General features: G+C 58.6%; 7 protein-coding genes. 6 read left to right on the top strand and 1 reads right to left on the bottom strand.

The features are described 5' to 3' along the window. The coding region (locus tag EOA60_RS13410; RefSeq protein ID WP_164899295.1) for an adenosine kinase at positions 1-563 on the top strand (563 nt) is incomplete at its 5' end. Positions 564-628: 65 nt separating this feature from the next. Beyond that, positions 629-1,663, top strand: a complete 1,035-nt coding sequence (tdh, locus tag EOA60_RS13405) for an L-threonine 3-dehydrogenase (RefSeq protein ID WP_091595827.1) — start codon at positions 629-631, stop codon at positions 1,661-1,663. Between the two features lie 580 nt (positions 1,664-2,243). Here the strand turns inward: tdh and EOA60_RS37580 are convergent. Beyond that, positions 2,244-2,714: a hypothetical protein gene (locus tag EOA60_RS37580; protein WP_164896025.1), complete on the bottom strand. Its 471-nt coding sequence runs from the start codon at positions 2,712-2,714 to the stop codon at positions 2,244-2,246. 625 nt (positions 2,715-3,339) lie between these two features. On the opposite strand from EOA60_RS37580, the gene EOA60_RS13395 reads away from it, so the two are divergent. The 4 genes from EOA60_RS13395 to EOA60_RS13380 all read left to right on the top strand — a co-directional run. After that, positions 3,340-4,026: a response regulator transcription factor gene (locus EOA60_RS13395; protein WP_029354874.1), complete on the top strand. Its 687-nt coding sequence runs from the start codon at positions 3,340-3,342 to the stop codon at positions 4,024-4,026. Between the two features lie 71 nt (positions 4,027-4,097). Beyond that, positions 4,098-5,519 (top strand): type II and III secretion system protein family protein, encoded by a 1,422-nt coding sequence (locus EOA60_RS13390; RefSeq protein ID WP_051695798.1) that lies wholly within the window; start codon positions 4,098-4,100, stop codon positions 5,517-5,519. Between the two features lie 9 nt (positions 5,520-5,528). Next, positions 5,529-6,092: a CpaD family pilus assembly lipoprotein gene (locus EOA60_RS13385; protein ID WP_029354878.1), complete on the top strand. Its 564-nt coding sequence runs from the start codon at positions 5,529-5,531 to the stop codon at positions 6,090-6,092. A gap of 84 nt (positions 6,093-6,176) precedes the next feature. Then, positions 6,177-6,748: acyltransferase (locus EOA60_RS13380; RefSeq protein WP_164899294.1), on the top strand; the 572-nt coding region annotated here is incomplete at its 3' end.

Raw genomic sequence — 6,748 nt, 5'->3', positions numbered from 1 at the left:
AGGTCACCTATTTCGAAGGCTATCTGTGGGATCCGCCGCGCGCCAAGGAAGCAATCCGCCAGACGGCGATGCTGGCGCACGCGGCAGGCCGCGAAGTGTCGATGACCCTGTCGGATTCGTTCTGCGTCGACCGCTACCGCGACGAGTTCCTCGAGCTGATGCGTTCGGGTACCGTCGACATCGTCTTTGCCAACAGCCACGAGATCAAATCGCTTTACCAGACGGCGTCGTTCGACGAAGCGCTGGCGCAGATTCGCAAGGATTGCCGCATCGCCGCCGTGACCCGATCGGAAAAAGGCTCGGTGATCGTGCGCGGCGACGAGACCGTGGTGATCAAGGCGACCGCCATCAAGGAGCTGATCGACACGACGGGCGCCGGCGATCTCTATGCCGCCGGCTTCCTGCATGGCTACACGCAAGGCCGTGACTTGCAGACCTGCGGCGACCTTGGCTCACTGGCAGCCGGATTGGTGATCCAGCAGATCGGCCCCAGGCCCCGTCAGAATTTGCGCCGCGAGGCCGAGCAGGCGGGGCTGACCATTCCGGACGTTCAAACGAGTTAGTGGCCTACCTTCCCGTTGTGCAGGCTATCTCGCCAGAAGCGCAATCACGGAATAGGGAAATCCTGATGTCGAACATGATGAAGGCGCTTGTGAAGGCCAAGGCCGAACCGGGCATCTGGATGGAAGAGGTGCCGGTGCCGGAAATCGGCCCCAACGACGTGCTGATCAAGATCAAGAAGACGGCGATCTGCGGCACCGACGTGCACATCTACAATTGGGACCAGTGGGCGCAGAAGACGGTGCCGGTGCCGATGGTGACGGGCCATGAATTCGTCGGCACCGTTGCCGATTTCGGCGCAGCGGTCACCGAATACAAGGTCGGCCAGCGTGTATCGGGCGAAGGCCACATCGTCTGCGGCCATTGCCGCAACTGTCGCGCCGGGCGAGGGCATCTGTGCCGCAACACACTCGGCGTCGGCGTCAACCGTCCGGGCGCGTTCGGCGAGTATCTGGCGATCCCGCAGCACAATGTCGTGCCGATCCCCGACGATGTGCCCGATGAGATTGCCGCGATCTTCGATCCCTTGGGCAATGCCGTCCACACCGCATTGTCCTTCGATCTGGTCGGCGAGGACGTGCTGGTGACTGGCGCCGGGCCGATCGGCATCATGGGCGCGCTCGTCGCCCAATGCGTCGGTGCGCGCAAAGTGGTCATCACTGACATCAACCCGGTGCGGCTGGCACTGGCGAAAAAGCTCGGCGTCCAGCATGTCGTCGACGCCTCGAAGGAAAAGCTGCGCGACGTCATGCCGGCGCTCGGCATGACCGAGGGGTTTGACGTCGGCCTCGAAATGTCGGGCGCAGCCCCCGCCTTCCGCGACATGATCGATACCATGAACAATGGCGGCAAGATCGCCATTCTGGGCATTGCGCCGACCGGCTTCGAGATCGACTGGAACAAGGTCATCTTCAAGATGCTGCATCTCAAGGGCATCTACGGCCGCGAGATGTTCGAGACCTGGTACAAGATGATCGCGCTGGTGCAGGGTCCTCTCGACGTGTCGGGCCTGATCACACACCGCATCGGGGTCGATGACTACCTCGACGGTTTCGAGGCGATGAAGAGCGGCAATTCGGGGAAGGTGGTGATGGATTGGTAGGGATTGCCTTGGCCGCTCTTCAGGAAAAGCTGACGGGACAGCACCCCTCTGGTCCGCCGGACATCTTCCAACGAGGGGAACATGGCTGGGTGGAGAGCTATGGCTCCGCTAGGTGCGCCCCCTAATCATGATACGGCGACGTATCGCGGCCCATCCGATAACGGTCGATGGTGGCAATTCGCCTCAGCCGATGACGGAAATCCGGTGAACGGATGCTCACAGGCCCCCACGCGATCGTCTATTTCCTAAGATCTGCGATTGAGGTCGAGGTGTTGCCGCCGTTTCAGCGGGTAAGATGCGTTAGACGACTTCCGGTACCTTTCCGGTCAGCGAATTAACGAAGGCAACGAGCCGCATTGGACAGGTCGTGCCATTCCGGTTCGGGGGAAGTATGGCGCGGCTCAGCATGGCGACACGGTCGGAACTGAAGCGGCGATCGTGGAGCGTTATCGCGGCGTTGACAAGCGGCGCATTCTGAATGAGTTCGGGGCGGTAATCGGCTATTATCGCAAGCGCGCGCGATCCGTCTTATGAACCGTCGTGAGCAGAGGCCGTCTGCGAGCAAGAGCCGCAGCCGCTGTTACGGCAGCGATGTCCGCGAGGCGCTCATCGTGTTGTGGGAGGCTTCGGAGCGGCTGAGGTCCGCATCGTCGCTCGCGGCGGCCAGCGCCGCCGGGCAGGAATGAGTTCGGCAGTTCGCCGCTCGGTGCAAGCCCGCACCTCGGCGATTGGAAAGATCCGCCGCCCGGCTTTGTTGAGCGCATTCGGGCACGTCTTGGTCGGGGAGCTTCGTGCAGACGATGGTGCTGACCGAAATTGCCACCGGCTGGACCGAATGCATTCCGGTCCGCACGCGCAACAGCGGCAATGTGATCATGGCGATCAAGCAGGCCCGCTCGCGGTTTCCCTGACCCTGTGCTGCTGTTTGCCGGCATCCGCCCGCACAGGAAGAGCTTGGAAAGCGGTCGATCGTCGTGGCCTGAATGCGGAAATCGAGGAGCCGTTGGTCGTCGATCTCCAGCCTGAACGCGGTCGTTTCCTGGTGCCGCAAATCGGCTGTTGCATACACATCCCTGTCAGACGTCAGTTTTCCTCGCCCATTTTGGTGTCGAGATGCGAAGTGCTCTTTTGGACCAGCAAGGCTTTTTGGAAATCTGAGAGCGGCTTTCCGCGGGGCGCTCCATTTTTGAGCATCAAGCTACCACAGCCAATGACGCGCAGGTTCCACCAGACTCGCCAGCCTTGAAGGACAGCGAAATAGCAGAGCACGACAGACACAACAATCCATCAGGAAGCCGCAGTCGTTGAAGATGCGGCGCTGCATCCATACCGTGGATGCATTCGATCCAAATAATCGATTTGTTCAATCAGTTTCTCGAAAGCTAACCCTACCCTCTGTGGGAATCGGGCTCTGGGCCGCGACGCTGCCTTGCGAGCGCAGGGGCTGCACGTAGGAGAGATGATGCAACGAGAAATCGCACGCGGGTTGCTGGCGTCGTGGGTTCGCCGACCGGCGTATTTGAGCCCGTCAGTTGGTCCTCACCCGCGCCTATTGCCACCGAGCGACTTGCATGTCCCTCCAACTCGGACCTGTTCCGAGAGATGCGACGAGTTGTGCGCCGTGTGCTCCGATCAGATGGCCGCCGGTGACGCGTCTCTCTTCGATAGGAGATGAAATGCGAACGCTGCTCGTGGATCATCATGCGGATCTTGCGCGCGCCATGCGACTTGCGCTCGGGGATGGCGGCTTCGTCGTTGATGTCGTTGGTACTCTGGAACTGGCCTCGAGTGCATTTTCTTGCGCCAGCTATGAAATTCTCCTGCTGGAATTGGCTCTGCCAGATGGCGATGGCTTGGGTTGGCTGAGGCAGTTGAGGACCCACGGGCATTCAGTTCCTGCCGTCATTATGAGCAGCCTTAACGATCTCGATAAGCGAATTGCGATCTTCAACGGTGGTGCGGACGACTTTCTGCTCAAACCCGTCTCTACCGATGAGCTTATCGCCAGAATGAGAGCCATTCTGCGCCGGGCGTCACAGATGACCGACCTGAGGCTCGTATTTGGCAATCTCAACTTCGATCCGGTCGCCCGGCAGGTTTTCGTTGCTGGGCACCCAATGATGATCGCACGTCGCGAACTCTGTATTCTAGAGCATCTGCTTAACCGGGCAGGCCGCATCGTGCCCCGTGCGCAGTTGGAAGATCACCTCTATTCGTTCAACGACGACGTGTCTGCCAACGCGCTTGAAGTCGGAATCTATCGTTTACGTGGACATCTGACCAGATCAGGTGCAACGCCACGGATCAAGACCATCCGTGGCATTGGCTACATTCTAGAATTGACTGACGCGTCATCCGCATAGTTTGTCGAATCGAAAGAAGATCTATTTTGCTGATCCTTCAACATCCTTGCCCTGCGCTCAATTGGCGGGCGATCGCCATCAAGGTTCCGAGACCTGCAGTGCCCCGTTACCTGGGCCATCTCCTCTGCGCGCTTATTGTGACTTTCCCACTTGGTGTCGCGGCGCAAAACAAGCAGGACAAAGGCGCGCCGCGTGCGGCTTCGAATAGCATCAATGCCACGCTGACCCTTTCCTCTTCGCTCGGGGAGACCGTTCATCTGCCCGCGCCAGCCACGACCATCTTTGTTGCTGACCCGACGATCGCGGATTTTCAGGCACCATCGAGCAAAACAATCTTCGTCTTTGGCAAGAAATCGGGGCGGACCAGCCTATTCGCCTTGGACGGCAACGGCGAGCCTCTCGCCGAATTGCGTATCGTTGTCACGCAACCGATCGGGGATTTACGCGCCATGTTGCGGGAGCAGGTCGGCGACTATCCCATCCGCGTCAACTATACGCCGCGCGGCGCAATCCTTAGCGGGACGGCGCCCGACGCAGAGGTCGCCGACACCGCAAAAAGAGTCACTGAGCAATATCTGGGCGACGGAGCGCAAGTCGTCAACAACATCAAGGTCGCTGGATCCCTGCAAGTTAACCTCAGCGTGCGCGTAGCCGAAGTCTCACGCAGCGCCATGAAGTCACTTGGCGTCAACCTGTCCGCCTTCGGTCAAATCGGCAATTTCAAAGTGGGCGTTCTAAGCGGAAGCGGTGCAAGCGCTGGATCTGGTTCAACCCAGGGTGGCGGTACAGCAGAAATCGGATTCGACAACGGTGTCGTCAACGTCAGCGCGGTTCTCGACGCGCTCGCCAAGGAGCATATAGCTTCCGTCCTGGCTGAGCCGAACCTCACCGCTATGTCGGGTGAAAAAGCCAGCTTTCTAGCTGGCGGCGAATTTCCCATTCCTGTCCTGCAGGAAAACAGGCAGGTATCGGTTGAATTCCGTCACTTCGGCGTCAGTCTGGAATTTGTGCCGACAGTTCTCAGCAACAATCAAATCAACATTCACGTAACGCCCGAAGTCAGTGAACTGTCGACGCAAGGTGCCGTGCAAATCAACGGAATTTCCGTGCCGGCAGTTTCCACGCGCCGAGCCGATACGGTCGTCGAACTCGCCAGTGGGCAGAGCTTCGCAATCGGCGGTCTAATCAGGCGGAACGTCAACAATGATGTCAGGGCCTTTCCCTGGCTCGGAGAAATGCCGATCCTGGGACCGCTTTTTCGCTCGTCCTCGTTTCAAAAAGAGGAGTCAGAACTGGTCATTCTAGTTACGCCTTACATTGTAAGACCAGGCTCCAACCCAAACCAGATGAGCGCACCTACGGAGCGGGCGGCACCGGCTTTGAACGGAGGGGGCGCTCCGACGAATTCCGTGGCAAGTCCCCCGCGAGACCGCGCTGCTATCCGTGCGGGCGCGCCAAGCGCCCAGGGCGGTCTCGGCTTCATCATCGAATAGTGTCGTCCAATGATGTTGCGTTTTATAGTCCTCTTTGTCGCTCTGGCACCAAGCGTAAGTGGCTGCACAAGCACTACGCCAGTTGATGTCGAACCATCGGCATCAATGCTTGTCCGAGAGGAGACCACCCTCCTGACGTTGCAAAGCCTGCGCGCTTCCGAACGGCAGCGTTTGCGTGATTTCCTAAACAAGGCCAGTCGCGGCCGATTCGATGCCCTCCACCTCCTCATCAGCGGTTCGCCCCAGCTCAGCGCAGGGGTAGCCCATCAGGCCAGGCAGTTGGCAATCGAAGCAGACAACATTCAATTGCTCGATCAACACGACGCCGGCTCAGTGCGAATTGAGGCGATTGTCTATCACGCCCGTCCGCCGGTCTGTCCCTCATATGGTGCCTTACCCAATGAAGAATCCTTCAAACAGCCGCTTGGTTGTTCGACAGGATTTAACCTGGCCGTGATGGTCAACGATCCGCGCGATCTGCTCGACAATCAGGCCGTCAAGTCCGGCGATGGCGATCGTGCTTCTGTACCAGTTGCCACTTACAGAACGTTCGGGACGGATAAAGGTGGCTGATACCGGCCCTTATCTTGGCAGCACTCCTACCGGAGATTGAAAGCTTCCAATCTCGTCCTGATCTAAAATCAAAGGAACCGCTGGATGCAATATAGGCGCGATATCGCGGGCCTTAGGGCTGTTGCTGTACTTCCGGTCGTACTCTTTCATTTCGGAATTTCGGCGATCCCGGGTGGCTTTAGCGGGGTTGATATCTTCTTCGTCATCTCCGGCTACCTTATCAGCGGAAGCCTCTTGGATGACCTTGAACGCGGCCAATTTTCGATCGTCAACTTCTACTGGCGCCGTGCCCGGCGCATTCTGCCGGCTCTCGTCTTTGTGATGCTTCTCACCTGCATTGCCGCATTGTTCATTCTTCTGCCATCGGATCTGCGCGAATTCGGTCTTAGCATCATAGCTGCCTCGACCTTCTGGTCGAACGTTTTTTTCTGGAAAACGTCAAGTTACTTCTCGATCGATGCCGCGCTTCGACCACTGTTGCACACCTGGTCGCTTTCCGTAGAGGAGCAGTACTACATCTTCGCCCCAATCCTGATGTTCCTAATCTATCGCTACATCGGGAAGCGCTGGCTGACGACACTTCTTCCGATAATTCTCTGCAGCTTCGTAATGGCGGTGACGGCGACATCGCTGGCGCCCACCGCCGGGTTCTATCT

The sequence above is a fragment of the Mesorhizobium sp. M1A.F.Ca.IN.020.06.1.1 genome (assembly GCF_004023265.1).
Taxonomy (GTDB): Bacteria; Pseudomonadota; Alphaproteobacteria; order Rhizobiales; family Rhizobiaceae; genus Mesorhizobium.
This window is presented reverse-complemented; position numbering and strand designations above follow the sequence as displayed.

Excerpts from the sequence above, each read along its gene's own strand:
- tdh (WP_091595827.1), top strand. The coding sequence starts at position 629 with ATGTCGAACATGATGAAGGCGCTTGTGAAGGCCAAGGCCGAACCGGGC.
- EOA60_RS13395 (WP_029354874.1), top strand. The coding sequence starts at position 3,340 with ATGCGAACGCTGCTCGTGGATCATCATGCGGATCTTGCGCGCGCCATG.
- EOA60_RS13385 (WP_029354878.1), top strand. The coding sequence starts at position 5,529 with ATGATGTTGCGTTTTATAGTCCTCTTTGTCGCTCTGGCACCAAGCGTA.